Source organism: Streptomyces sp. NRRL F-5122, from assembly GCF_001507435.1.
GTDB classification, from domain to species: Bacteria; Actinomycetota; Actinomycetes; order Streptomycetales; family Streptomycetaceae; genus Streptomyces; species Streptomyces lannensis.
Window position 1 is genome coordinate 1 of record NZ_LMWH01000026.1, and the last position, 26,076, is coordinate 26,076.

Below are 26,076 nucleotides of genomic sequence, written 5' to 3' on the forward strand. Positions count from 1 at the left end.
ACGCGACAGCCGCCTCGGCCTCCACCTGCGAACCATGGGTGAGCCAGTTCCCGTAAGCGATCTCGCTGATGATCAGGCCACTGCGGCCGAGATGACGGTGGTGCATGGGGGCAGTCCTTTGGTCGATGACTTCGCTGGGCCGGGAGTTGCCGGTGTGGTCAGGGGTCCTGTCCCTGTATCCGGCCTCAGCGTCCGGCCCTTGTGTGTGGTGTCGGCAGCTTTACGGCTCCGGGCGCCGGAGTTCAGGCCCGGTGTTCGTTCCGTACCTGTCGCCGCGCTGTCTGCAGGGCCAGGGGTGTTGCCGCCGCCCAGGCCTGGGGTGAGCAGGAATGGGGGTAAGGAACAGGGCCCTTGGTGGAGGATCGGCCGTAGCCGGCGATGACCTCCGGCAGGCGGTGGCCGTGGTGGGCCGCTGCCGCGATGAGGCCTTCGGTGACGGTGTCGACCTCGTCGGTGAGCCCGTAGCGGGCGAGGCCCAGAGTGATGACGGCGTTGTCGTGGGGCCAGGCGCTGCCGCGGTGGTAGGAGAGGGGGTGGTACGGCTTCTGTCCTGCGGCCAGGGTGCGGATGGCCCAGCCGGAGAAGAAGTCCGGTGCCAGCAGGCGGCGGCCGACCCGGCGGGCGTGCTCGGCCTCGAGGATGCCGGACCACAGCAGGTGGCCCGCATCCGAGGCCAAGGCGTCGACTTGGTGTCCGTCGCCGTCCAGGGCGAGAGCCGGGAAGTCGGCTTCCGGCATCCAGAAGTCGGTGGTGAAGCGGCTGCGCAGTCGGGCGGCCGTGTCGCTCAGGCGGGTGGCGTATGCCTCGTCCTGCCAGATCTCATGGGCGAGTTCGGCGGTGCGCCGGAGTGCGTCGTAGGCGTAGCCCTGGGCTTCCGAGACGGCGATGGGGCCCTTTGCCTGGGTGCCGTCCGTGAAGCAGATGGCGCCTGCGGAGTCTTTCCAGTTCTGATTGACCAGTCCCCCGGGGTCGGGGGTGTAGACGAGGTAGCCGTGTTGTTCCAGGCCGCCGTCGGTGAGCATCCAGTCCACGGCCCGCCGTGCGTGGTCCTCCAGGCGCGTGGCAAGGCTGCTGTCGCCGGTCGTCTCGTAGTGGGCGTGGAGCAGGACGAGGAACAGCGGTGTGGCGTCGACGGCGCCGTAGTACCGGCCGTAGGGGATCTGGCGGAAGTGCGCGAGTTCGCCCTGGCGCGTCTCGTGGACGATGCGTCCGGGTTGTTCGCCGCTGAAGGCGTCGTAGCGCTGCCCCTGTGTGGCGGCGAGGGCGCTGAGTGTGGCGGCGGCCGTGTCCGGCCGGTAGGGAAGCAGGAAGTAGGAGGTGAGCAGGGAGTCGCGGCCGAACAGGGTGAGGAACCACGGGATTCCGGCGGCGGGTACGTGCACCGGGTCACCGTCCACGCCCGTCACCGGGATGGTCAGCAGGTCGATGTCGGCAAGGCCTCGCTCACAGGTACGACTCAGGTCGTCGGTCGCTGTCGGTGTCTGCCGAGGGGGGTGCGGAACGGCAGGCGGCTCGTACGGCAGTCCGTGCGGCTGGGCGCGGACGGTCAGTTGGAGTTCGCTCTCGCCGTGTTCGTCGAGCGGGAGATGCCAGGTGAGGGTCCGCGCGGCGGACGGTGAGGCGCCCTGCCGGGTGTCGACGGCGTCCGGGGCGGGACGGCAGGTGAGCGTGGTGCGGGAGTGCCAGTCGGCCCGGTGGTAGTCGAAGTGCACGCCGTCGGACGTCGTGCGGGTTGTGTACCGGGCGTCGGGCTTGGAGTAGTGGCGATCGTCGGCCCGTAGTTCGAACAGGTCGGCGAAGTCGGCGTCGACAGTGAGATCGATGCGGGCAGAGACCGGGTGGGGAAGGTTGCTGACCAGCCGCAGATGTTCGGTGAGTGTGCCAGCGGTGAGGGTCTGCCTGCGGAAGACGGTGTAGGCGGGGGGATTGTCCCGTGTGCCCTGCGGGGTGAGGACGCACTCGGCCGTGTCGTCCGTCGTCGCCTCGGCCGGCACCAGGGCGACGGGACTCCTGCCGTCGACGGTGAGCTGCCAGCGGCTGAGATGGCGTGCGTCCTTCAGGAACAGTCCGTCGGGTGTGGTCCCGCGGGTGCCGCTGATACCCGCGCCGGCATCGAGGCGGGCAAAGGTGGCCTCGCGCACCAGCTGCACGGCGTGGTCGCCCGCGGTCATGGCTGGGGCTCCTTCGGGTCGGCGCTCAGCAAATCCAGTGCGAGGGCGGCGGTCCAGGAAAAGTGCCGGGCGCCTCGGGCGGCGCCGGTGGTCGGGTCGACGTACTCGGCGAACTCCGAACGTCCGGCTTCGGCGAGGAAGCCCTGCTGGAGCCGTTCGGCGTCGGAGTGGAGGCCGTGGGTGCGCAGTCCGCGGTGGATCAGCCAGGCCGTGTTGAACCAGGCCGGGCCGCGCCAGTAGCGCTGGGCGTCGAAAGCATGACCGGTCAGGTCGTAGCTGGGGATCAGCCGGGTGGCGGGCGCGCTGAAGTGCGGTCCGTCGAGGGTGTCCTGCAGCCGCCGGACGATGTCGTGCGGCAGGCCGGGTACGACGAGGGGGACGAGGCCGGTGACACTGCGTTCGTCGACCAGGGTGTCGGTGGTCAGGTCGCGGGCACGGAACAGGCCGGCCTCGTCGTCCCACAGGCGCGCCACCAAGTGGCCGGTGAGTTCCTCGGCACGCGCGGTGTGGGAGGCGCCGTCGATGCCGAGTTCATGGGCCATGGCGGCGAGGGCGTGCTCGCTGACGATGAGCAGGGCGTTGAAGCAGGGGTCTTCCATGGCGAAGCCGTGCCGCAGCGCGCGGTCGTCGTAGCCGGCCTCGCGGTAGTCGGTCGCCAGCCGGACATAGCGGGCGTAGTCCAGGTCGGTGGGTCGGTCGGCGGGGTGGCCGTGGTTGAGGTCGGCGCGGCGGAAGGCCTCGGGCGCGGCGGGTTGCACGCGGTGCAGGGCCCGGTCCCAGCAGGGGCTGTTGTCCATGCCCGGCTCCCACGGGTGGACGACAGCTGCCAGCCCCGCGCCGCCGAGGTCGCGGCGGGTGAGGAGGTAGTCGTGCCAGGCGGCGAGCCGTGGATAGGCGCGGCTGAGGAACCTGCGACGGCGGGATTCCCGCGGGTCCGCCTGGTGCGTGAGCCAGGCGGCCAGCGCGTGCACGGGAGGCTGGACGATGCCCGAGGTCTCCGGCGTGGCCGGGGCGCCGGCGGTTCGGCCGGAGCGCGAGGACTGCCAGAAATCGGGGCTGGGGAAGTAGGCGTCGTGCGGCAGGGCGGGATTGAAGACGATGTGCGGGATGCGTCCGTCGGCCCACTGGCCGGCCAGCAGGGACTCGAGTTCCTGCTGGGCCCGGCGCGCGGAGAGGTGGCGCAGCCCGATGGCGATGAAGGCGGAGTCCCAGCTCCACTGATGGGGGTAGAGGGTGCGGGAGGGAACGGTGGAGGTACCGGTCCAGTTGTCGATGAGGACCCGTGCCGCACCGCGCCGCAGTGTCAGGGCCACGGACGCGGTGGACACGGGCCGGTCCAGGAGGGAGTTCACGCGCCGGACCTCTGCAGGAAGGCAGGGATGGAGCGGACGGCCTCGAGGGGGTCGCCGGCGAGACGGCATTCGGCGGCGAGGTACCCGTCGTAACCGATGGTGTGCAGGGCGGCGAGCCAGGCGGGCCAATCGAGGTGTCCGGCGCCGGGCTGGAGGCGGTTGGAGTCGGAGACCTGGGCATGGCCGATGAGGTCGGCGTGGGCGAGGATCGCGGCGGCGGGGTCGCTCTCCTCGATGTTCATGTGGTAGCTGTCGATCCCGATCTTGACGGAGTCGAGTCCGGTGCGGCGTATCAGGTCGGCCGCCTGTTCCAGCCGGTTGACCATGTGGTCCTCGTACCGGTTGAGCGGTTCGAGGAAGAGCGTGACGCCCTCCCTGCGCGCGTGCTCCCCCAGTTCGGTCAGGCCGGCAAGAAGGATCTCGCGGTCCTCCTCCTCGCTGCGCGGCGGCTCGAAGGGCGGCAGACGGCGAGAGAACATGCCGTAGGAGGCGGGGGTCTGGGCGCCCAAACCCCCGATCTCGGCGATCACGGTGAGCTGGGACTTCATCTGGGCGATGGCATCGGCGCGCAGAGAGGTGTCGAAGGCGCCGAAGAAGTGCAGCATGTCGACGCAGACGGTGGGCATGACCACCCCGTCCTTCGCCGCCTGCTTCAACTCGTCGAGGCGGGAGGCGAAGTGCAGATCCCCCTTGCCACGCAGTTCGATGGCGTCGTAGCCGGCCGCTTGGGCGAAGTCCCACTTGGCCTGCAGGGTGTCTCCGGGCAGGAGTTGCTCCTGAACGGCGGTCTTGAGCATGGTGGGGCCTTTCAGAATTCCAGGACGACCTGCAGCGCCTCGGCAGGGCGCTCGTCGAGCAGCACGTAGGCGTCGGCCGCGTCGGCGGCCGGGATGACGTGGCTGACCAGGGAGGCGACGTCGACCTGCCCCTCGGCCACCAGCCGGAGGAAGGTCTGCTGAAGACGCTCGACGCTCCAGCGGTGGGACAGCTGTGGCGGCACACCGCCGATCTGGGAGCAGATGAGCTGAACGCGGTTGTGGTGGAACTCGTCCCCCAGCCGCAGTCCGATGCCGTCGCCCTGGTAGAAGCCGGAGGCGACCACCCGGCCACCGACGGCGACCGAGCGAAGGGCGTCGTGCAGGGCCGGGTAGGCGCCGCTGATCTCGATGGCGAGGTCGGCGCCGAGTCCGGCGGTCGCCTCGCGGATGCGTTCGGCAACCGCGTCGGTACGTGCGTTGAGCGTGTGATGTGCGCCATACCGCTTTGCGGTTTCCAGGCGGCCGTCCAGTGCGTCGACGGCCGTCACACGGGCGCCGTTGAGCTGCGCGAGCCGGGTGGTGAGCAGGCCGATGACACCCTGCCCGAACACGGCCACGTCCTCGCCGAGGTGGATGTCGCCGGCCAGGACGGCGTTGTAGGCGATGGCGCCGACCCGGGCGAAGGCGCCCGCCAGGGGCTCGAGCCCGGCCGGCAGGGTGTGGCCGGTCATGCGCTCGGCGGGGACGATGCCCTCGCTGCGGTGTCCCCAGATGCCCCACACCAGGTCGCCGGGGTGCGGCAGCCCTGGGGTGTCGGCCAGGTCAGGGGCGACCTCGACGACCTCGCCGACCTCGGAGTAGCCCCAGCCGGCCACCGGGTACTCGATGCCGGCCGCGCCCTCCCGGAAGAGCCGGGCTTCGGGGTCCCAGGTGCGCGTCAGGTAGGGGTTGGTCCCCCGGTAGGCGGTGAGCTCGGTACCGGCGGAGATGCCCGAGTAGCGGGTGCGGACTCTGAGGTGGCCCGGCGGCAGCTCGGCTCGGACGTGCTCGGCGACCTCCACCTGGCGAGGACCGGTGAATTGAACGACGCGTTCCACGGATGGCTCCGGAAGTGGTGCGATGGTGAGTTGCGTCGACAATAGCTCCAACTTATGTCTTGTCAACACGCAAAACTGATGCTGAGATGCGTTCCCAGTAGACGTAAGCCGGAACAAGGACACGCAATGCGCACCATGACCCTGCGGTCGAGGATGACCGCGGTCGGCGTCACAGCAGCCCTGGGACTCGGGCTGCTCACGGGCTGTTCCAGCAGCACCGGACCCGGCAAACCGGACCGCGAGATAACGGTCTGGTCACAGGAGAACCTCCCCGATCGCATCGCGGCAACGCAGAAGGCGATCGACGGGTTCGAGAAAAAAACGGGGATCAAGGTCCATCTCGTCGGGGTCGACGAGGGCCAGATGCCCCAACTGATCATGTCGGCCGCGGCCGCCGGCAAGCTGCCCGACGTCATCGGCGCGGCCCCGATGGGCCAGGTCTGGCAGATGTACACCAACGGGCTGCTCAACACGGACATCCCGAAGAAAATCATCGGTGAGCTGGGGCGCGGCACCTTCAACGCCAACGCGCTCGACCTGACCTCCGACAAGGACACCAGCCTCGGTGTACCCTCCGACGCGTGGCTCCAGCTGCTGGTCTATCGCAAGGACCAGTTCGACCAGAAGCAGCTGGCGGCGCCCGACACCTACCAACGCGCCCTGACCGCCGCCAAAGCGCTCACCGCCAAGGGCAACGACGGCATATCGGCGGCCACCGACCCCGGTGACGCGTTCACCTCGCAGAGCTTCGAGAGCGTCGCCCTCGCAAACGACTGCCAGCTCGTCGACGACCACCACGAGGTCGCCCTCGAATCCCCGCAGTGCCAGACCGCCTTCCACACCTACGACCAGCTCGCCCGTACCTACGGCGCCCCGGGAACCCAGACCGTGGACTCCACCCGCGCGACCTACTTCGCCGGCCGGTCCTCCATGATCATCTGGTCGTCGTTCCTGCTGGACGAACTCGCGGGCCTGCGCAAGGACGCCCTGCCCAGCTGCCCCCAGTGCAAGAAGGACCCGCAGTACCTGTCCCGCAACAGCGGCATCGTCACGGCGCTGAAGGGCCCCGACGCCGCGCAGGCGGCCCAGTTCGGCGAGATCACCTCATGGGTGACCACCAAGACGGCCGAGACGGCCGCCTCCCGCCAGTTCATCGAGTACATGATGGGCCCGGGCTACGAGACCTGGATCGGCATGGCCCCCGAGGGCAAGATCCCCGTCCGCCACGGCACGGCCGCCCAGCCCGATCTCTACCTCGACGCCTGGCGGCACAGCGACATCGGCGTCGACACCCGAAAGCCCTTCGACCAGGTGTTTCCCGAGGAGCTGCTCAACCAACTCGCCGACGGCGTCAGCAACATGCGGCGCTGGGGCATCACCCAGGGTGAAGGGGCCCTCGTCGGCGCCACCAACGGCGAACTCCCCGTGCCAAAGGCCATCGGCGCGATGACCAGCGGACAGATCTCGCCCTCCGAGGCCGCACACGAGGCCGACGACGAAGTCGCCGCCCTCAAGAAGTCCCTGCAGTAGCCGCCCGCATGCACGCCCGCAAAGGTCCTTCCATGACAACAGCCCCCGTCGGCGCACCGAAGCGCCGGCACACCAGCCCCGGGTCGGCGGACCGGTCCGCCGATCGCCGGCGGCGCCCGATGACCGCCAGCCGACGCGCCAACCGCGCAGGCCTCGCCTTCGTCTCCCCCACCTTCGTCGTGGTCCTCGTGGTGGTCATCCTGCCCATCCTGTGGACCGTGCTCCTCGCCTTCCAGCACGCCAAGCTGGTCGACATCCAAGGTATGGGCCTCGTCGGCAACTGGTCCCTCGACAACTTCACCCAGGTCTTCGACTCCGCCGGATTCTGGTCGAGTCTGGGCACCACCCTGCTGTACACCGCGGGCGCCACCCTGGGATCGGTCGCCCTGGGACTCGTCGCCGCCCTCGCCCTGCGCAAGCCCTTCCGCGGCCGCGGACTGCTGCGCGCGGCCATGCTGCTGCCCTACGTCGCCCCCGTCGTCGCCGTGGCCTTCGTCTGGGAGGTCGCCCTGAGCCCGCAGTACGGCGTGGTCAACGACTGGGGCCACCGGCTGTTCGGCTGGGACAATCCCATCGCCTTCCTGTCCACCCGCGAGTACCAGGTCAACCTGCTCGGCGCGCACTTCGACATACCGCTGGCCCTGCTGACCGTCATCGCCTTCGAGTGCTGGCGCTACTTCCCCTTCGCCTTCCTGTTCATCCTCGCCCGGCTGCAAGCGGTCCCCGCGGGCCTGGAGGAGGCCGCCATGGTGGACGGCGCCACCCTGACCCAGCGCTTCCGCCACATCCTGCTGCCCCAACTCATGCCCGTCATCGCCCTGCTGTGCGTCCTGCGATTCATCATGACCTTCAACAAGTTCGACGACGTCTACCTGTTGACCGGGGGCGGAGCCGGAACGAACGTCGCCGCCGTCCGGGTCTACGACTTCCTCACCGCCCGCTACGACGTCGGGGCAGCAGCCGCCCAGGCCCTGGTCCTGGCCGCCTCCCTGATGATCCTGCTCGGCTTCTACTTCAAGTTCTTCGGCAACAAGGTCCAGGAGGAATCGTGACCCGCAAGGCCACTTTGACCAGGGCCCAGTTCGAGGACAGACTCTTCGGCGTCCTGCGCTGGTTCGTCATCGCCTTCCTCGCAGTGATCACCGTGGCGCCCTTCTACTACATGGTGCTGCTGTCGGTGAAGCCCATCGACGCTCTCCTGCTCGACCCGGGGTCGCTGTGGGTCTCGGCGAAGGACTTCACCCTCTCCACCTACCGCGACGTGCTGAAGTCCACCGACGACGGCGGCCAGGGTTTTGTGAAGTTCCTGCTCAACTCCGCACTGGTCTCACTCGGTACGGTGATCCTCACCCTGCTGGCCGCCGTGCCCGGCGCCTACGCCGTCAGCCGCCTGAAGTTCTTCGGCCACCGCCAGGTCAGCGCGCTCTTCCTCGCCGTCTACCTGTTCCCGGCGACCCTGCTGGCCGTTCCGCTGTTCGTCATCTTCGCCAAGCTGGGCCTGTCCTCCAGCCTGGTCGGCCTCGCCATCGTCTACGTGGCCCAGACCGTGCCCGTGGCGATCTACATGCTGAAGAACTACCTCGTCACCATCCCCGCGTCCATCGAGGAAGCGGCAGCGATCGACGGAGCCGGCCGACTGCAGACAGTCCGAAAGGTCATCCTGCCCCTCGCCCTGCCGTCCCTCATGGCGACCGGTCTGTATGTGTTCATGATCGCCTGGAACGAGTTCCTCTTCGCTCTCCTCTTCCTGGCCGCCGACCCCGAGAAGTGGACCGTCTCACTCGGCCTGGCACAACTCTCGAACGGCGTAGAAGTGCCCAAGACCATTCTCATGGCCGGCTCGGTGGTGCTGACGATTCCCGTGGTACTTCTGTTCTTCGCCGCCGAACGCATGCTCACCGAGGGCCTGACCAGCGGCGCCGACAAGAGCTGAGCCATGGGGGAAGTCATGATGACGCCGAGTCAGGTCAGCGCGGGAGAACTGCTGCAGCTGATCCGCAGCGGCCGCGCCAACACCCGCGCCGACCTGCAGCGCGCCACCGGCCTGTCCCGCTCCACCATCGGAGCGCGACTGGACCTCCTCAACCGCGCCGGATGGCTCCGGCACACCGCCGGCACCTCCACCGGCGGCCGCCCGTCCCACAAGATCGTCTTCGATCCGACGCATGCGTCGGTGATCGCCGTCGATCTCGAGACCCGTCATGCCCGGGCCGCCGTGCTGGATCTGGCGGGCACCATCCTCGCCGAGCACACGGGCCCCCTGCACATCACCGACGGCCCGGACGACGTCCTTGACCGACTCGCCGCGTGGTTCCCGGATCTGATCGGCGCCGCCGGCGTGGACGCCACCCGTGTCTGCGGCATCGGGCTGTCGGTGCCCGGCCCCGTCGACTGGGAGACGGGGCGGATCATCGAGCCGCCCATCATGCCCGGCTGGGACCGCTACCCCGTCCGCGAACGCCTGCAGAAGGCCTACGCCGACCACGTGGGCACCGGCCAGGACGAGGAGCCGATCCCCGTCTTCGTCGACAACGACGCCAACCTCATGGCGCTGGCCGAACACCAGGCGAACCACCGTGACAGCGCGGCCTTCGTCCTCGTCAAGGTGTCCACAGGTATAGGCGCCGGCGTCGTCGTCGGGGGTGACGTCTACCGCGGCATCGACGGCGGAGCCGGCGACATCGGCCACATCCGCCTGCACGACCGCCTCGACGCCCTGTGCATGTGCGGGTCCTACGGCTGCCTGGCCGCAGTGGCCAGCGGCCGGGCCCTCGCCCGCGAACTGTCCGCACTCGGTTTCGACACCGCCTCCGGTTCCGACGTCAAACGCGCTCTCGCCGAAGGCCACCCCGACGCCATCCGCCTCGCCCGGAAGGCGGGGCGCCGGGCGGGCGAAGTCCTGGTGACGGTCGTCACGCTGCTCAACCCGGGCGTGCTGATGCTGGCCGGAGACCTCTCGGGAGTACCGTTCATGACCGGAGTCCGCGAGCTGCTCTATCAACGCGCCATGCCTCGCACGACCGCCAACCTCCAGGTCGTCACCTCACGGCTCGGTGACCACGCCGGTGTCATCGGAGCCGCTTCCATGGTCGTGGAGTTCCTCTACTCCCCCGACCGTGCCGACGCCCGTCTCAACCGCCTCGCACTCTGACGTCGAGGCGCCGCACACCCACAGGAATACCGTGACAGCAGAACCCGCTCCCTGGACACACCGCCCGGTCGAGGTCGGCCTCGTAGGCGCCGGCCCCTGGGCCCGTGCCATGCACGCCCGCATACTCGCCGCAGGCCCGGAAACACGACTCGCCGCGGTCTGGGCCCGCCGTCCCGAAGCGGCCCAGCAGACCGCCGCCCCCTACGCGGCCCATGTCGCAGCCGACTTCGACGAACTCCTCGACCACTGCGAAGCCGTGGCCTTCGCCGTCCCACCCGCCGTCCAGGGCGAACTGGCACCACTGGCGGCCGAACGAGGAAAGGCCCTGCTGCTGGAGAAGCCCCTCGGCCCCGACCTCGCCACGGCCCGGCGCGTGGCGGACGCCATCGCCGAAGCCGGGGTGATCTCCCAACTCGTCCTCACCAAGCGCTATCACCCGACCACCCGCGCCTTTCTCGACGCCGCCCGCAGCCTCGACATCACCGGGGCACGTTCCGCCTATCTCCACGGCGCCTTCCTCGGCGGCGACTTCGCCACCGGCTGGCGCCTCGAACACGGCGCGCTGCTCGATCTGGGACCCCATCTGCTCGACCTCCTGGACGCGGCGATCGCCCCCATCACCGCCATACGCAGCACCGGGGACCCCAGGCGATGGATCGAGCTCACCTGCGAACACGCCAACGGAGCCGTGAGCCAGGCCTCCCTCTCCGGCTCCGTCAACCTGCCGCGCGCCATCACACGCATCGAACTCTTCGGCCCGAATCCACCGACGGCCTACGACACCGCGGAAATCGACCACGAGGAGTGCTGGCCCATCCTGCGCCGCGACTTCGCCACCGCCATACGCACCCACACGCCGACCGAACTCGACGCTCACCGCGGCCTGTACCTGCAAACCCTCATCGAGCAGGCAACACAGCAGTGAGCTGACCGGTCGGGGCGGCGGCGGCGTTCTACACCGAGCACGGCCCATGCACGCCGTCGCCTTCAAGGCGTCAGCCGGGGAGGATCCTCCTTGGCTGCCCTCCGACCCTCCGATGATGCCCCGCCGGGTCCTCCCGCCGGGTGTGCGTGGTGCACGCGGAACCCGGCCAAGGCTCAGTCGTTTCGAACGCCCCTAGGATCAAGGGATCGACAAACGGCGCACGTTCAGGTTCGGGGAGGCTGTCACCGGTGGTGCTGCAGGTGCGAGGCATCGTGTTGCCGGAACGGGAAGAGCGGTCCTTCTGGATCGATGGAGACCGGTTGCGGACGGAGCCGGTTCCGGACGCGGACGTCGTCGTCGAGGGCGGTTGGCTGCTGCCCGGCCTGGTGGACGTGCACACCCATCCGGGCACCGAGGTCCACGACGCCCCGTTCAGCGACGAGATGCTCCGCCTGCACCTGACCGATCACCGCGACGCCGGAGTGCTGCTGGTGCGAACGCCCGGGTCTGCCGCACGCATCCCGGATTGGGTCGACGAGGATCCGCAGCTGCCACGGGTCCGCTCGGCCGGACGCTGGCTGGCCACTCCCGGCCGTTTCTTTCCCGGCCTCGGGCGGGACGTGAGTGAAGAAGATCTGGTGCACGCCGCCGTCGAGGAAGCCAAGGCGTCCTCGGGCTGGTGCAAGGTCATCGCCGACTGGAGGCATGACGAACCGGCACTGCCACGGGACATCCTCAGCGCCGTCGTACAAGCCGTGCACGCGATCGGCGGCCGAGTGGCCGCCCACTGCCAGACCGCCGACGGCAGTCTCAACGCCGTTCGAGCAGGCGTCGACAGCCTGGAACACGGCATGCACCTGGACCCCGGCCTGATCGATCAGATGGCTTCCCAAGACACCGCCTTCGTCCCGACGCTCAGTGCCTTCGGCGCCGGAGCCGACCGACGACGCGCCGAGGAGCCGAGTGCCCGTCGCGACTGGTGGCTGGCCGGATGGGAAGCCATGCTGCCCAACGTCCGGGCCGCTCACGAAGCCGGGGTCACCGTCCTCGCGGGCACCGACAGGTTCCCCTGCGGCACCGTCACATCGGAGGTCGAGTGGCTGGTCCGTGCCGGTCTTTCGGCCGAAGCGGCGCTGGGCGCGGCATCGTGGTCGGCCAGGTCCTGGCTCGGCCTGCCGGGGCTGGTCGACGGAGGGCCCGCGACCTTGTCGCCTATGACACGGACCCGACGCTCGACAGCTCGGCTCTGGCCCACCCGAGCCGCATCATCCTGCGGGGCCGAGTCATCGCCTGATACTCGGCGACGCCTCTCTGCACTCCGTCGGTCCAGGATCGACGTCTGTCGATCCAGGACCGTTGTGAAGCGCGGACATCAGCCGGCGACCACTGCCGCCAGAACCGGGGTTCGGCTCCGGTCGGGCATCCCGGCGCAGGCCGGTCCGACGGCACAGGAACCGGCATCCCGCTGCCCGCGCACTGACCGGCGGCAATCGTGAGGAGGTCGGCGGGACGGCTGTGCTCCTCCTCTCCGTGCCGCCGTCACAGGGCGAGCCCGGCCGACCGCGGTCCGAGGCGTTATGCGCCCTGGCGCCGGTGCAGAAGGCGTGCGAGCCAGTCCGTGCGGGTTCGGCGGGCCGTCGCCGAGATGTGTGCCTGCGGGTACAGCGCGTCGAATCCGTGGAACCCCCCTGCCCAGACGTGGAGTTCGGCCTGGCCACCGGCCGCCCAGATACGGGTGGCGTAGTCGGTGTCCTCGTCACGGAAGACTTCCGCGGAGCCGGTGTCGATGTAGGTGGTCGGCAGACCCGAGAGGTCGTCGGCCAACGCGGGCGAGATGTACGGGGACACGTCCTCGTCGCCGCGGTCACCGAGGACGGCATGCCATCCGAACTCGTTCATCTCGCGGGTCCATACGCCGGGCCCGCCGGAGTACTGACGGCTGGACGTGCTGGTGTTGCGGTGGTCGAGCATGGGGCAGATGAGCATCTGCGCGGCGACCGCGGGGGTGCCGAGGTCGCGGGCGAGCAGAGTGACACCGGCGGCAAGACCGCCGCCCGCGCTGGCGCCGGAGACGATGATCCGAGCCGGATCGATGCCCAGTTCGTCGGCGTGTTCCGCGATCCAGACGAGCCCCTGGTAGCAGTCGTCGACGAGGGCGGTGCCGGTGGCCTCGGGTGCCAGCCGGTAGTCCACGGAGACCACGACCGCGCCGAATTCGTCGAGCCATTCCAGCGGGATGTCGATCTGTGCGAAGCGGTCGCCCATGACCATTCCACCGCCGTGCATCCAGTAGATGCAGGGGGCCGCGGTGGTGCGGTCGCCGGCCGCGGGGCTGATGACCGACATGGGGATCGGAACGCCGTCCGTGGCGGGCACGGTGATCTCACGCCGGTCGACCGGCCGGTGCGCGAGCAGGGACTCGACGGGCGTCGAGGGGTACTGGCGCAGTTGCGCGAGCACTTCGGCGCTGAGCCGGGTCATCTGCGGCATGTCGGCCAGGAGTTCACGCAGTTCGGGGTCCAGGGCGGGTCGTGCCACGGTCATGGTCGTAGGCCTTTCGCGAGTGGTGCCGGGTGGGTGGACGAGCAGCGGGCCGAACGCGGCGGGGATGGCGGCTGCGGCGGCCAGGAACGACGGGGTCCTAGAAGGTGGCCTTGCCGCGAAGGGGCACGTAGTCGGTGTACTCGGGCTCCTTGGCCAGCAGTGCGCCGATCTGCGCCACTATGGCCTGGGCGGCCTCACCGCCGAAGATCCGGTGGTGGTCCTCCTCGCTGGTCCAGCCCTCTGTGACGTGGACGACGTCGGGGTCCGACGCGGAGCGGGAGACCAGGTAGACGACGCAGAACCGGCTCGCGCCGGGGCTGCCTTCATTCAGGCCGGTCAGCAGCAAGTCGACCAGCGCGTCCCCCATGCCGGGCCTGGCGGTCAGGGTGGCGTTGAATCCATAGCTGGCAATCATCGATCCGGTCCTTTCGGTGAAGGAGTGAAGTGATTCCATTCAACCGGCCTGACCTGGGCAAACGTTAGATCGTTGCTCGCTGGTACCTGCACAATCCTCTCGACTGCGGGAACAGAAGGAGGCGGAGGTGCTGCAATGGACGCATGTACCTCGAAGAGTTCCGCACCCTGCTGACCCGGCACGCGCGCCCCGATTGGACCACGGCGATCGACGGCGTACTGATCTCGAAGGTCGACCGGCCGGATCCGCCGGCGCCCTCCATGTCGGGCACGGTGCTCGCCGTCATCGCCCAGGGCGCCAAACGGCTCGCGCTGGGCGAGAGGGTCTACGAGTACGGCGCCGGGCAGTATCTGGTCGCATCCGTCGACCTGCCGGTGACGGGGCAGTTCGTCCAGGCCGACCCCGGAGTGCCGGCACTGGGCGTCGGTCTGGTGCTGGAACCGTCCGCCGTCGCGGAACTTCTCCTGCAGGCCGGCCCCGGAGACATCCCCCACACCGGCGCAAGCGCGCCGTCGGGGATCGCCGTCAGTGACGCTCCGGCCGAACTGCTCGACGCGGTGGTCCGGTTGCTGCGTCTGCTCGACGAACCCCGCGACCGCGCCGTACTGGCACCACTGATCAAACGCGAGATCCTGTGGCGTGTGATCACCGGTGAGCAGGGCGCGACGGTGCGTCAGCTCGGCCTCGCCGACAGTGGCCTCAGCCATGTCTCCCGTGCCGTGCGGTGGATCCGCGAGCACTACGCCGAGGCCTTCCGCGTCGAGGACGTGGCGCGCCTGTCGGGCATGAGCGTCTCCGCCTTCTACCGCAACTTCCAGGCGGTGACCGCGATGAGCCCGATCCAGTTCCAGAAACAGATCCGGCTCCAGGAGGCCCGGCTGCTGCTCGCCACCCACCCGAGCGATGTCACCGGGGTCGGCCAGCGGGTGGGCTATGACAACCCCTCCCAGTTCAGCCGGGAGTACCGCCGCCAGTTCGGCGCACCTCCGAGCCGGGACGCGGCCCGTCTGCGGGACACCGTGCGCAGCCCCGCGGGCGCACTACCGTAGCCGGGGCCGTCAAGCAGGATCATGCAAGAGCCAGCGAGGAAAGTTCTATAACTCACCAGGTCAGAGCGATTCAATGGGATTACCGGTTCTCCTCCGCGGCAGGAAAATGACTACCGCGGGATTCCGTCCCATCACAAAGGATCACAGCATGAAGACCGTTCTGATCACCGGCGCCTCGTCCGGATACGGGCGACAGACCGCACTCCACTTCCACGAGCAGGGGTGGAACGTCATCGCGACGATGCGGACACCGCGCGAGGGCGTGCTGCCCGAGTCGGACCGGCTGCGCATCATCGAACTCGACGTCACCAAGCCCGATTCCATCACCGCCGCGTTCGATGCGGCGGGTGCCATCGACGTCCTGGTGAACAACGCGGGCGTCCCCTCGATCAGCGTCTTCGAGGGCACCTCCATGGACCAAGTGCGGGAGGTCTTCGAGACCAACACGTTCGGCGTGATGGCGACGACGCAGGCGGTGCTGCCCCGGTTCCGCGAACGCGGCTCCGGCGTGGTGGTCAACGTGACGTCCAGCGTGGTGCTGGGCCACATGCCGCTCTCGGCCGTCTACAAGGCGAGCAAGATGGCGATCGAGGGGTTCACCGCATCTCTGGCCCTGGAGCTCGCACCCTTCGGCGTGCGGGCGAAGACGGTCGAGCCGGGCGCCTGCCTGACGACGAACTTCGCCGCCAGGGCGACGAACGGTGCCTCGCTGGACGAGTTGGTCCCCGCGCCCTACGCACCGTGGGCGGAGAAGGCCATGGCCGACTTCGCGGGCCAGGAGCTGTTCACCAAGGAGAGCGACGTCGCGGAGACGGTGTGGCGAGCCGTGCACGACACCACCGGCCAGCTGCGGTTCCCGGCCGGCCCGGACGCGGTCCAGCTCGCACAGGCGAAGTAGTCAACGGCCCTTCCATGGCAGTCGGCCGGCCTGCCGCGCTCCCGCGGGCGGTCCCGATGCGGAACGGCGCCCGCAGGGCACGGTCGATCCGACGGTGTCCTGCTCGGCGCGCCTGAGGTGCGCGGCCGTCCCGACGAGGACGCCGCCACCGCCCTCTATCGACGGTGGCGCCGTCCTCCACCGGCATTCCCTCGGAGTCCATCGGGCAGGACTCGGCTGAGAGCTCCGGTCATCGCGCTTGCCGGCGCTCGGCCTTGCTCGCGGAGACCGGGGCCGGAGGCCCGTCTCCACCCGCGCCTGCACGGAATCGGCAAGCCGTCAGGTACGTGCTTCCGCACTCGTCCGGCGGTGATCGTCGGCAATCTGCACCGCCTGGGTGGCCGCCACGATGCCGCTGTCGAGGCCGCAGGTGCAGCGCACCACGGCACGCCCGGTCGCCTCGCGCTCGACCCACCCACCGGGCCGCGCTGCGGCCCGGCTGATGTCGTGCACGACGGTCTCGTGTTCCACCATGCGCTCATCCTCCTGTCACGGGCTCGGTCCGCCCACACCGGCCGCGGTTACGAGATGACCGCGCCGGGGGCGATCCGACTCGTCGTCTCACCGAGGTCGTGCACACCGTCGTGGACCATGCCGTACACCTCCACGTCTCCGCCCATGTTGTACAGGCCACCGGTCACCATTCCGTGGATCCGGGCCGTGGCGCCCTCCTCGACAGTGACGCGTCCGGCCACGCCGCGCAGATCCAAGTGCCCACCGCTCACGACCCTGATGCCCTTGGGAGCCATACCGCTCAGCTTGTGGTGCTCGCCCACCGTCACGAGCAGGTGGTGCACACCGTTCGTTTCGACCATGGCCAAAGACTACGGACGGTGTCCGCCGGACAGAGGTCGACGCGGCGGCGTTGGTCCGCTCTCTCTCACCTGTCCGGTCATACGCTGCCTCCGCCCCTGTCCGCAGTGCGAGGATCTCGCACTTCAAATGGACCAGGGCGAGGGACACCAGGGCGGCACCCAGCCGTTCGGCCCGTACAGCGGCGGATCATCACAATCGACGCCCGGACTGCTCCCCGTCGAGTGCCGGTCCGACGAGATCCAGGTTGACGGATCGAATACGGACCCGACCAGCACGGTCGCGCCGCCCACCGGCCCGAATCGGGCGACGAGTCGGGCCGGGCATCGGGCAGTTCCCGTCCGTAGGTGGAGCCGGACAGCCAGGTCAGTGTCTTCGTCGCGTTGAACAGATCGGTGAGCACGATGAACAGGATGATCAGCGCCGTGGTCGCGGCGGACACGCCGACACCCACCAGGACCAGTCGGTTGCTGCCGAACCCGCCGCGCGCGGCGAGTCCGAACACGACGACCGACGCGACAGCCGCGCCCGCGAAGGCGGCACCGGCGATACCCCACGTGGCGGCGGCCGGAACCGTCGTCACAAGAAGTACCGCGCCGAGCGCCGCACCGCCCGAGACTCCGAGGATGCCCGGTTCTGCGAGAGGGTTGCGCGTGACGGCCTGGACCAACGTGCCGGACAACGCCAGTGCGGCGCCGGCGAGGAGCGCCGTCAGCACCCGCGGCACACGGGCGTCGAGCACAAAGGAGACGGACTGCCCGGCCGTCCCCTTCGCCCTGTGAACGCGCGGTGGCCGAGTCGCGGACCCGCAGCGCCAGACCTATCAGGAACAGCGCACCGACAAGGCTGGTGACGGCGCCGGTGGGCACGGCGCCGGCCTGGTCGGAGGAGACCAGCGCACGCAGCGCGTCGTCCGAACCGAGCACCAGGCATGCGCCCGCGAGCGCCGAGACGGGCAGACTTGTCCGCATCCGGATGAACGACCGCAGCCTCGGGCGAGGGGCCGCACCAGGGCAGGCGCGCACAGACTGACGTAGCGGATGCAATTCCTCCCGGCTCTGAAGACCCGGGGTCCCTTGCAAGATCAGGCTGAAAATCGACGAAGATCACAATCCATCGCTGGGGTGCCGGCACCCCCACGCACCTGTGACCACGGCCTGCAATATCCTCTGAAGCCATGGCGAAGCAAACCCACAGGTACGCCGTCAGCGGCCTGCCGGCCTTCGGGCATGGCACAAAAGCACCATTGCTCGACGACCGTTCGCCGCTCGGCCATGGCAGGGCGTGCGCTGTGGCTGATGCCCCGCACAGCGTGTTCTCGAGGAGCCTCAGGCCGCTGATCGCAGATACGAGCAGCACGCTGGTGGACATGCGCGAGCAGTCCACGTGACGCCGGCCGTCACCCTGGCCGTACTGGTCGCCGCCGTCACCCATGCCAGCTGGAACGCGATCGCCCACCGCATCATCGACAAGCTGGTCGGCTTCACACTGATCGCGGGCGGCGGGATGCTCATCGGCCTCGCGATGGCCGTGTTCGCATCGTTCCCCGCGTCGGCCGCCTGGCCCTACCTCATCGCCTCCGCCATCATCCACATCGCGTACTACGCGCTGCTGATGCGGTCATTCCGGCTGGGCGACTTCGGTCAGGCCTACCCGATCGCGCGCGGGACCGCCCCCCTGGTGGTCACGGTGCTGGCGGCGGTGTTCGCGCACGAGGTGCCCGACGGCTGGGCGGCGGCGGGCATCGCCGTGTCGTGCGCCGGACTGACCGGGGTGGCCCTGTGGGGGTTGCGAGGCCGCCGGCCCAACTGGGCGGCCATCGGCGCCGCGCTCGCCACAGGGCTGACCATCGCGGCGTACACCGTGGTGGACGGCCTGGGCGTACGCGCCTCGGGCTCCTCACTCGGGTACATCGCATGGCTCATGGCGATACAGGGCGTCGTGATCCCCTTGTACGCGGCGTACCGATGGCGAGGCCAACTCCTGTCCACGCTACGGCCGTTCGCTGCGCTCGGGCTGCTCGGCTCGGCCCTGTCCGTCGCTGCGTACGCCCTGGTCCTATGGGCGCAGACCAGGGCGGAACTGGCTCCCATCGCCGCTCTGCGGGAGTCCTCGATCATCGTCGGTGCGGCGATCGGCGCGGTCTTCTTCAAGGAGCGGTTCGGAGCGCCGCGGATCGCGGCGGCCGGGCTGCTGGTGGTCGGCATCGGGCTGATGCTCCACGCCGGCTGACCGGTCTCGCCGAAGGGCGCGGTCTCGAGGCCCGAGGAAGGCTGGTGGTGGACGGCAGGGTCTGCGGCGATGGAGCGCCGGTGCCTATGGGTGTCGCCCAGGCAGTTGGTTTCAGGTGAAGGCGATCTCCGCGAACGAGATCCCTCCGCGCTCGCTGTTCGAGAGGACAAGCCGCTGCGCGTACTGGGGCACCTGGCGTAGGTACTGGTGGAATCCCGTGGCCTGGAACTTGAGGTCGACCTTCGAGGTGCCACTGCGGGCCACGGCGACTGTCCTCCGGTGTTGAGCGCCGAAGGTGGTCGATCTGGAGGCTCGATCCCATCCCCTTGAAGTCGAGGTCGCCCTCGAAATCCCAGACATCGTCGAACACGAGCGTGGACGGCGCCGTCCAGAAGCTGAAGTGCGTCTGCGGTGCGACCGGATGCACCCGGCGGACGATGTAGTCGATGTCCAGGAGCAGGCGCGGCGGCAGCGAGCCGTCGGGGGCACCTGGCTGCACGCAGAGTCCGTGGATGGTGCCGTCGTGCCTCTCGTCGAAGTCGGCGTCGCTCCAGAGGCTCTTCGTCGGACCGGACTCCGGGTGAGTGCCTGTGCTCATGGCTGCATCCAACCAGAACCGGCCTGCCGTGGTTCAACTCGTCGCGCCGGGTGGTCAGACACTCGTAGACCCGGCCCCGGAGGCGGGACGCTTCGCCCCGAGGGCGGCCGAAGGCCACAGCCGTGAGCCTCAAGCCGGTCGAAGCAGCACCGACGGTAGTCGAAGGAAAAGCTCAGGCTTCCGTCCCCGAGTCGCCATGGGTGTCGCCGGCCAGTCCCGCCGCGGTCAGGGTGAGGTGCCGGGCAAGCACCTCGGCCGCAGCGTCGGCGTCGCGGGCCAGCGCCGCCTCCTCGAGCCGGCGGTGTTCGCCGACACCGTCCCGCTCGGGGGTACGTTGCGCCGACCAGCGGCGTGCCAGCTCGCTCGCGGTCCACATCCGGTCGAACGTCTCCAACAGCACGGGGTTGCCGCATCCTTCCAGCAGGGTGCGGTGGAACACCCTGTGCGCCTCGGACCATGCGGCGCTGTAGTACTCGCCCTCCTCCGGCGCAAACGCCGGTGTGCGCGCCAGTCGGTGGTGCGCCGCTCGTACGCGGGCCTCCCAGTCGATGTCGCCGCGCTCGACGGACATACGCAGCACGACCGGTTCGATGGTGCGGCGGGCCTCCGCGATCTCCTGCCGGCGGCGGTCGGAGAAGGCGGGAACGGCGAACCCTCGGTTGGGCAGCCGGTCGGCAAGCCCGTCGCCGACCACCCGCACCAGCGCCTCGCGAACGACGGCCAGGCTCACGCCTCGTTCCTTGGCGAGGTCCTGCGGTTTGAGTGCGTCGCCGGGGCCGTAGTCCCCGCGCATGATCGCCTCTCGCAAGCGTGTGTAGACCTGCTCGGAGAGCATCTGCTTCCCCGGCAAGACCGAGTTGGGGACCGTCTGAGTCATGTCGCCATCATAGACGACCCCTCGAATAATCGATTATCAGTGTTATGGTCGATCCAAGGTCGACATAGAAACCTGCCGGCGATTCCTGGGCTCGACGCGGCCGGCCGTCGACCATGCCACCACCCACCCCACAGAACGGCATGAAAGGAATGACGCGATGAGCGCCAACGATGCGTTCGCCCGCCTCCCCGAGGCGGCGTCCTTCACCGTCACCAGCACCACCGTCGCCGACGGCGCCGCCTGGTCACCGGAGCAGTTCTCCGGCATCTTCGGCGTCCCGGGCGGGAAGGACCTCTCTCCGCAGTTGTCCTGGAGCGGCGCCCCCGCAGGGCACGAAGAGCTATGCCGTCACCGTCTACGACCCCGACGCCCCCACCGGATCCGGGTTCTGGCACTGGGCAGTCGCCGACATTCCCGCCACCGTCACCGAACTGCCCGAAGGCGCCGGCGACGACACCGGCTCGGGCCTGCCCGAGGGCGCCTTCCAGCTGCCCAACGACACCCGCGCCGCTCGGTTCATCGGTGCCGCGCCCCCGGCGGGGCACGGCCTCCACCGCTATGTCGTCGTGGTGCACGCCCTCGATGTCGAGTCCATCGGCATATCGGCCGACGCCACCCCTGCCGTCCTCGGCTTCACCATGGCAGGCCACATCCTCGGCCGCGCGGATCTGACCGCCACGGCCGAAACCGCTGCCTGACGACCAGCGTGTCCGCACTCATCGGTACTGCGTGGTTCGTTCCTCGACGAGAGCGCGGTCGGCCCCGGTGACGTACGGCTTCGGCACCGCGCCTCGCGGCGTCGACGCCCGCGGCCCTGGGCGCAGGACCGTCAACGTCGCGACGGCGCGAACGGCAGCGAAGTCGCGCAGGAGGCCGCCCCTGTCTCTCGCTCCTACGGGAGATCCTGCGCGGCTCAACGGCTTTATCCCGTCCTGAAAATCACGGGGTAAGGATTGAGACATCGGAACGCGCCAAGGCCGCACCCGGACGCCGGGTGCGGCCGCCTTCCTGTACGGGCGGCGATCTCCCGCGCCGATCGGTCCGCCTCGTCGGACATCGGCCCAACGGGGGCGACCGTCACCGGCAGGCCCGGCTATGCGCGCCAGAGCCAGGTGACCCTCTCGTACAGCGGCTGGAACCCGGCGCGCAGCATGTTGTGGAGCGAGGTGTTGTGCTCGCCGGGCGCTTCGGCACCGGTCTCGGCGACGAGCCATCGGCACCCTGCGTCCTGGGCCGCCCGGGCGCGGGCGGCGAGCAGCGCCGACTGGGCGCCGCGGCCGCGGCCCTGCGGGAGCGTCGCCCCGCCGAACATGTCTGCGCAGTCGCCATTCACGAAGATGCTCCCGATCGCGATGATCCGTTCGCCCTCCCACACGGCGTACTGACGCCAGTTCGGCCTGCCCACACAGGCCGCGGCCATCTCGATCATGAACGGAGCGGTGAACCCGAAGGTGGTCATCATGACTGTGGCCCACTCCAGCGCATGATGGCGCTCGACGGGACCTACACGCAGGTCGGGGTCCAATGCGGCGATGCCGTCGGCTGAGCCGACCAGGGCATCGACCTCGCACCCCAACTTCGCGAGACGGCCGCCCTCGATCAGGTTCCTCTTCGCGGCGATCGAGGCCCAATCCTGCGACAGCAGCGGCGGCGCGACCATGAACGCGCCCTGGGGCACCCCCTGCTCACGGTAGAACTCACACACCTGCGCGACGACGTCCTCGGTGATCGGCCCGTCGGCGCCGAATCCGCCGGCCTTGTTGAAGAAACGGCTCGGGTCTTCACGGATCGCCAGTGCCAGCGCCGTGCCGACGCGCAGCGAGCCGATGCCCAGCGCCTCCCACACGGGCGCGGGGGCGCCGGTCACGAAGTCGACGTACGCCCTGATCTCGGTCTGCTCAGCCAGCTCGATCGGCACAACGGTGCTCATGCCCGATTCCCCTTTCCGGTGGTGTGAACGAAGTCCATTACGGCAGCGTTGAACTCGTCGGCCTCCTCGACATGCCCGAAGTGGCCGCTCTCGCGGAGCTCGCGCAGTCTCGAGTCCGCCAGCCCCGCGTCCATCTCGTACGCAAAGCTGAGTGGGCAGATGAAGTCGTACGTGCCGACGATCACCAGCGCCGGCACGTCGATCGTGCCGAGCCGGTCCCGCACATCCCAACTGACCGGGTGCCGGTTCGCGTCATGGGTGACCCGAAGGGTGGGTTCACCCACCCGTTCGACCGTCCTGCGGTAGTCGGCGAAGTAGGCGGGCAGGATGCCATGAAGGTAGCGTCGGTGCGCCTCGTCGTCGGCGACCTCCATCGTCTGCGACACAACGGCCGCCTCCCACATCCGGCCCGCCTCGACGGCCTCCGGGCGATCGGGCCAGCGCTGGACGAAGGCCGCCATCTCCTTGGTCGCCGCCTCCATCAGCTCCCGCCCGTACACGGGTGCCGTGTCGTACAGAATCAGCCCGTCGAGGCGGTCGGGACGGTCGACAGCGAGCTGGAGGGCGACGAAGCCGCCGTGCGAGTGGCCGAGGAGATACCCGGTCCGGGCACCAAGCTCGTCGAGCACGGCCTCGGCGAAGCGCGCGTAGCGGGACATCGAGTAGTCCCCGTCCGGCAGCAGGTCGCTGTCGCCGGACCCGACGGGGTCCACGTAGACCATGGTCAGGTGCTCTTCCAGGGCGGGGATCCGCAGGTACTCCGGGTGAACACCGGGACCGCCGGAGTGCACAAGACACAAGGGTCCCTCACCCGCGACCCGGTACACCTGACGGACGCCGTCGACGACGACGGTACGCGCCTCAGCCTCCGCGGTTCCCGTGAGTCGCCCGGCGCGCGGACTGTGGTTCGTTTCGTTCATACCCGCACGATGCGGCGAGTCCTGGAAAAGTTCGATCGGTCGGCGAATTCGTCCGCAGAGCCGTTCAACGGCGGCGCGGATGGTACAGACGGACCCTGCCGACGCGGCCCCGGTCCAGAAAATGCACCCACACGACACCGGGCGGGCAGTGGAACGGGTCCTCCGGAGGGTTGAGCAGGGCGGCCTCCCAGATGACCACCTCACGGCCCGCCACCACGTTCCGCAGATCGTGGCGTACGCCGTCGGACAGGTCACGTCCGAAAGCGGGACCCAGATAGTCCATGTCTGTGATCTTGCCGGTCGGCCATGTCACGTCCGCGTGGGGCGACCACCCGTCGGACATTGCCGCGGTGATGTCGCCTCGATGGGCGGCCGCCATGATCTCCTCCGCAAGCCTGCGGTGCAGTGCCGTCCGGGCGGTGGCGTCGTCGTGCACCCGGTCGGCCGAGCTCAGCAGCGCATCCGTCAGCTTCGTGCGCGCCTGATTGAGCCTGCTGCGCACGGTACCGACCGGCGTCCCGGACAGCGCTGCTATGTCCTCGTAGGACGTCACGTCCGTGAAGTAGCGCAGCATCGTCACGAGCCGCAGCCCGGGTGACAGATCCTCCATCGCGCTCCAGACCCAGTCCCGCAGCGCATGCCGGTCGAGCACCTCAGCCGGATCGGGTGGACCGTACGTCCGGTCCATCACGACCGCCCCCACGGGATCGGCCACGGGAACGGCCGACATCCTGCGCAGCTGGGCGCGGCACGCGTTGCGCACCACCATGCGCAGCCAGGGACCCACCGCGTCCCGGTCCCGGACGTCGCCGATGCGGCGCAGCGCAATGAGCGCCGCCTCCTGTACGGCGTCCTCGGCGTCCGCACTGTGCCCCAGCAAGGCCAACGCGACCGCGTACATACCTGCCCGATGTCTGGCGAGCACCAGGCCGAGAGCACCGGCGTCGCCCGCCTGTGCCGCGCTCACCAGATCCGAGTCCGGCGGCGCGCCCACCAGAGGACCAACCACCCTCCGACGATATCAATGGGGTGCACCGGGACGGACGCGATCATGTCGCCGCCACCATCCCGCACTGAGCACTCGGTCCCGTTGTGCCGACCCACAGCGACCGTGGCCGAGTCCGGAACATTCACCAGCCGCGTACGTCACGCATGACTGGGCGCACACCCCTCATGCCACACCGACCCCGGGCCGTGCAGAGCACGCCTCGGCCTCTACGCCAGGGCACCCGTCCGTGCCGTCACCCGCGCACGTCACCCGATCAGCGGCCGCCCCGACGACGATCGTCCGAGGACCGGCAGCCGGCCCCGAGGGCTACCAGTACAACCGGTGTGCGTCCCTGCTCAGCACCAGGGACAACGGGTCGCCGATGCGTCCCGTCACGAAAGGTCCCCTCGTTCGCCGGAGGTCGACCGAGAGGATGGTAGATGCGCCACGCGTATCGGGCGCCGTCGAAACTGCGGAGATGGCTGATAGCTTCACCGGCTGTCGGAGGCTCCCGGAAGCGTGACTCCCAGGTAGAGCCGTCCCTTATCCGCGGAGGCTGTGATGACGGTAGGCAAGGATGATCCGGACAGGGAGACTTCTGCACCGTTGGGACGCAGGAGCTTCCTGGCTTCGGCCGCCGTGGCAGCCGCCGCACCCGTCTCGGTGCCCGAACCCGCCCTTGCCGCCGAACTGTCGGCAGGCGAGCGCGTCGCGACAACCGGCCACGGTGCCGTGGCACGCCTGCTCGCCGTTCCGGAGGCCGGGCGCGGGGTCGGCTGGCTCAGAAAGGCGCTTCAGGTCGCTGTGGCGCTCGAGCTTGCCACCATCCCCCCGTACCTGTGCGGCTGGTGGTCCGTCAAGGACCGCCGCAGCGAGGCCGCGCGCCTGATCCGGCGCATCATCGGTGACGAGATGTACCACCTGGGCGTGGTCTGCAACCTGCTCGTCGCCGTGGGCGGCCGGCCACGGATCAAAAGGGCGGCACCCACGTACCCCGGGCCCCTGCCCGGCGGTGTGCGTGCCGGGGTGAACGTGTACTTGTCCGGCCTCACCAAGCCCTTCGTCCACGACGTGATGATGGCGATCGAGGCCCCCGAAGCACCCCTCGCCCGCAGCGCGGACGGTTCCCCCACGATCGGCGCCTTCTACGACGACCTGCTGAAGGCCTTCCACAGCACGGCGCCGAAGCTCACCACGCAGGGGCAACTGTCCGCGCACGTCACCACCGATGTGCTCAAGCCGGTCAAGACCCTCGACGACGTCGAACACGCCATCGGGATCATCAGAGAGCAGGGCGAGGGCACCACGAGTTCCCCGGCCGTGGCCTTCGGCGACGACCACCCCGCGCACTACTACGCCTTCGCCGAGATCTACCACGGCAGGCGACTGCGCAAGGACCGCGGCAGCTGGCAGTTCACCGGCGCCCCCGTGCCCTTCCCCGCCACCCGCCCTATGGCGCGAGTCCCGGCGGGTGGCTGGCACCGTCCACCGACTCCCGTGCGTCGGCGCCTGATCGAGTTCAACACCGCCTACACCGCCGTGCTGGATACCCTCGACATGGCCTGGGACAGCGACGGCCCCGGCAGCCTGGATGTGGCCGTCCGCGCCATGCGCCGGATGGAGACCCCTGCGCTGGAACTGATGGAGATCCCGATCCCCGGCACGGACCAGACCTATGGCCCCTCGTTCCGGCCGCCCCTGAACTCGTGAGCCGTCCACTCCTGGGCACCGTGTTCGTCGACGGCGTGAGCGGAGATCCTAGTGGCACGGACAGCCAACCCAGCCCAGG

General features: G+C 69.4%; 24 protein-coding genes and 3 pseudogenes. 12 read left to right on the forward strand and 15 right to left on the reverse strand.

What is annotated here, in order from left to right; translation table 11 throughout:
- The 5 genes and pseudogenes from ADL25_RS47920 to ADL25_RS05000 form a co-directional block, all read right to left on the reverse strand.
- Positions 1-106, reverse strand: a pseudogene (locus ADL25_RS47920) (aldo/keto reductase); the annotation flags it as partial.
- Positions 107-242: 136 nt separating this feature from the next.
- Positions 243-2,171 (reverse strand): glycogen debranching N-terminal domain-containing protein, encoded by a 1,929-nt coding sequence (locus ADL25_RS04985; RefSeq protein WP_059126392.1) that lies wholly within the window; start codon positions 2,169-2,171, stop codon positions 243-245.
- On the reverse strand, positions 2,168-3,523 hold the full coding sequence (locus ADL25_RS04990; RefSeq protein ID WP_059126393.1) for an MGH1-like glycoside hydrolase domain-containing protein: 1,356 nt from the start codon (positions 3,521-3,523) through the stop codon (positions 2,168-2,170). The genes ADL25_RS04985 and ADL25_RS04990 overlap by 4 nt, the downstream gene beginning before the upstream one ends.
- Entirely contained in the window at positions 3,520-4,320 is an 801-nt protein-coding gene (locus tag ADL25_RS04995) for a sugar phosphate isomerase/epimerase family protein (RefSeq protein WP_059126394.1), read from the reverse strand. The genes ADL25_RS04990 and ADL25_RS04995 overlap by 4 nt, the downstream gene beginning before the upstream one ends.
- An 11-nt stretch (positions 4,321-4,331) precedes the next feature.
- Positions 4,332-5,378 carry a zinc-dependent alcohol dehydrogenase gene (locus tag ADL25_RS05000; protein WP_059126395.1) on the reverse strand — a complete coding sequence of 349 codons (1,047 nt, stop codon included), beginning with the start codon at positions 5,376-5,378 and terminating at the stop codon, positions 4,332-4,334.
- Between the two features lie 126 nt (positions 5,379-5,504).
- Between ADL25_RS05000 and ADL25_RS05005 the strand changes: the two genes are divergently transcribed.
- The 6 genes from ADL25_RS05005 (at position 5,505) to ADL25_RS05030 (ending at position 12,480) form a co-directional block, all read left to right on the forward strand.
- The gene (locus tag ADL25_RS05005; protein WP_059126396.1) at positions 5,505-6,908 is read left to right on the forward strand and encodes an ABC transporter substrate-binding protein; all 1,404 of its coding nucleotides are present in this window, start codon (positions 5,505-5,507) and stop codon (positions 6,906-6,908) included.
- Between the two features lie 32 nt (positions 6,909-6,940).
- Positions 6,941-7,960 (forward strand): carbohydrate ABC transporter permease, encoded by a 1,020-nt coding sequence (locus ADL25_RS05010; protein ID WP_059126397.1) that lies wholly within the window; start codon positions 6,941-6,943, stop codon positions 7,958-7,960.
- A 14-nt stretch (positions 7,961-7,974) separates the two neighbouring features.
- Entirely contained in the window at positions 7,975-8,841 is an 867-nt protein-coding gene (locus ADL25_RS05015) for a carbohydrate ABC transporter permease (RefSeq protein ID WP_382699745.1), read from the forward strand.
- 3 nt (positions 8,842-8,844) lie between these two features.
- Positions 8,845-10,059, forward strand: coding sequence for an ROK family transcriptional regulator (locus ADL25_RS05020; protein WP_059126399.1), 1,215 nt, complete (start codon positions 8,845-8,847; stop codon positions 10,057-10,059).
- 31 nt (positions 10,060-10,090) lie between these two features.
- Positions 10,091-10,984 carry a Gfo/Idh/MocA family protein gene (locus ADL25_RS05025; protein WP_059126400.1) on the forward strand — a complete coding sequence of 298 codons (894 nt, stop codon included), beginning with the start codon at positions 10,091-10,093 and terminating at the stop codon, positions 10,982-10,984.
- Between the two features lie 146 nt (positions 10,985-11,130).
- A complete protein-coding gene (locus tag ADL25_RS05030; RefSeq protein ID WP_234380582.1) occupies positions 11,131-12,480 on the forward strand; it encodes an amidohydrolase family protein in 1,350 nt (449 codons plus the stop codon).
- A gap of 79 nt (positions 12,481-12,559) precedes the next feature.
- On the opposite strand, the gene ADL25_RS05035 is transcribed toward ADL25_RS05030, so the two are convergent.
- Positions 12,560-13,528 (reverse strand): alpha/beta hydrolase, encoded by a 969-nt coding sequence (locus ADL25_RS05035; RefSeq protein ID WP_059126401.1) that lies wholly within the window; start codon positions 13,526-13,528, stop codon positions 12,560-12,562.
- 97 nt (positions 13,529-13,625) lie between these two features.
- Complete coding sequence (locus tag ADL25_RS05040) at positions 13,626-13,943, reverse strand: putative quinol monooxygenase (protein ID WP_059126402.1); 318 nt, start codon at positions 13,941-13,943, stop codon at positions 13,626-13,628.
- 143 nt (positions 13,944-14,086) lie between these two features.
- Here ADL25_RS05040 and ADL25_RS05045 point away from each other — a divergent pair, with 143 nt between their 5' ends.
- Together ADL25_RS05045 and ADL25_RS05050 are read left to right on the forward strand one after the other, a co-directional pair.
- The gene (locus tag ADL25_RS05045) at positions 14,087-14,992 is read left to right on the forward strand and encodes an AraC family transcriptional regulator (RefSeq protein ID WP_059126403.1); all 906 of its coding nucleotides are present in this window, start codon (positions 14,087-14,089) and stop codon (positions 14,990-14,992) included.
- 148 nt (positions 14,993-15,140) lie between these two features.
- Positions 15,141-15,890, forward strand: coding sequence for an SDR family oxidoreductase (locus tag ADL25_RS05050; protein WP_059126404.1), 750 nt, complete (start codon positions 15,141-15,143; stop codon positions 15,888-15,890).
- A gap of 318 nt (positions 15,891-16,208) precedes the next feature.
- On the opposite strand, the gene ADL25_RS05055 is transcribed toward ADL25_RS05050, so the two are convergent.
- The 3 genes and pseudogenes from ADL25_RS05055 to ADL25_RS05065 all read right to left on the reverse strand — a co-directional run.
- A complete protein-coding gene (locus tag ADL25_RS05055; protein WP_059126405.1) occupies positions 16,209-16,403 on the reverse strand; it encodes a hypothetical protein in 195 nt (64 codons plus the stop codon).
- A 47-nt stretch (positions 16,404-16,450) separates the two neighbouring features.
- Positions 16,451-16,744: a hypothetical protein gene (locus ADL25_RS05060; protein ID WP_059126406.1), complete on the reverse strand. Its 294-nt coding sequence runs from the start codon at positions 16,742-16,744 to the stop codon at positions 16,451-16,453.
- A gap of 314 nt (positions 16,745-17,058) precedes the next feature.
- Positions 17,059-17,784: pseudogene (locus ADL25_RS05065) on the reverse strand (iron chelate uptake ABC transporter family permease subunit); the annotation flags it as partial.
- Between the two features lie 135 nt (positions 17,785-17,919).
- On the opposite strand from ADL25_RS05065, the gene ADL25_RS05070 reads away from it, so the two are divergent.
- Positions 17,920-18,132 (forward strand): hypothetical protein, encoded by a 213-nt coding sequence (locus ADL25_RS05070; protein ID WP_059126408.1) that lies wholly within the window; start codon positions 17,920-17,922, stop codon positions 18,130-18,132.
- On the forward strand, positions 18,129-18,974 hold the full coding sequence (locus ADL25_RS05075; RefSeq protein WP_059126409.1) for a DMT family transporter: 846 nt from the start codon (positions 18,129-18,131) through the stop codon (positions 18,972-18,974). Before ADL25_RS05070 ends, ADL25_RS05075 begins: the two co-directional genes overlap by 4 nt.
- Before the next feature lie 111 nt (positions 18,975-19,085).
- Here the strand turns inward: ADL25_RS05075 and ADL25_RS50285 are convergent, their stop codons facing one another.
- Both ADL25_RS50285 and ADL25_RS05085 read right to left on the reverse strand, forming a co-directional pair.
- Positions 19,086-19,238 carry a hypothetical protein gene (locus ADL25_RS50285; RefSeq protein WP_234380584.1) on the reverse strand — a complete coding sequence of 51 codons (153 nt, stop codon included), beginning with the start codon at positions 19,236-19,238 and terminating at the stop codon, positions 19,086-19,088.
- A 506-nt stretch (positions 19,239-19,744) separates the two neighbouring features.
- The gene (locus ADL25_RS05085) at positions 19,745-20,449 is read right to left on the reverse strand and encodes a GntR family transcriptional regulator (protein WP_059126410.1); all 705 of its coding nucleotides are present in this window, start codon (positions 20,447-20,449) and stop codon (positions 19,745-19,747) included.
- A 157-nt stretch (positions 20,450-20,606) separates the two neighbouring features.
- Between ADL25_RS05085 and ADL25_RS05090 the strand changes: the two are divergent.
- Positions 20,607-21,147: pseudogene (locus ADL25_RS05090) on the forward strand (YbhB/YbcL family Raf kinase inhibitor-like protein).
- 395 nt (positions 21,148-21,542) lie between these two features.
- Here ADL25_RS05090 and ADL25_RS05095 read toward each other — a convergent pair.
- The 3 genes from ADL25_RS05095 to ADL25_RS05105 form a co-directional block, all read right to left on the reverse strand.
- The gene (locus tag ADL25_RS05095; protein WP_059126411.1) at positions 21,543-22,379 is read right to left on the reverse strand and encodes a GCN5 family acetyltransferase; all 837 of its coding nucleotides are present in this window, start codon (positions 22,377-22,379) and stop codon (positions 21,543-21,545) included.
- Entirely contained in the window at positions 22,376-23,299 is a 924-nt protein-coding gene (locus tag ADL25_RS05100; protein WP_079050181.1) for an alpha/beta fold hydrolase, read from the reverse strand. Before ADL25_RS05100 ends, ADL25_RS05095 begins: the two co-directional genes overlap by 4 nt.
- A 64-nt stretch (positions 23,300-23,363) precedes the next feature.
- Complete coding sequence (locus ADL25_RS05105; RefSeq protein WP_059126412.1) at positions 23,364-24,308, reverse strand: RNA polymerase sigma factor; 945 nt, start codon at positions 24,306-24,308, stop codon at positions 23,364-23,366.
- A gap of 585 nt (positions 24,309-24,893) precedes the next feature.
- Between ADL25_RS05105 and ADL25_RS05110 the strand changes: the two genes are divergently transcribed.
- The gene (locus tag ADL25_RS05110; protein ID WP_267889228.1) at positions 24,894-25,997 is read left to right on the forward strand and encodes a ferritin-like domain-containing protein; all 1,104 of its coding nucleotides are present in this window, start codon (positions 24,894-24,896) and stop codon (positions 25,995-25,997) included.
- The last annotated feature ends 79 nt before the right edge of the window (positions 25,998-26,076 follow it).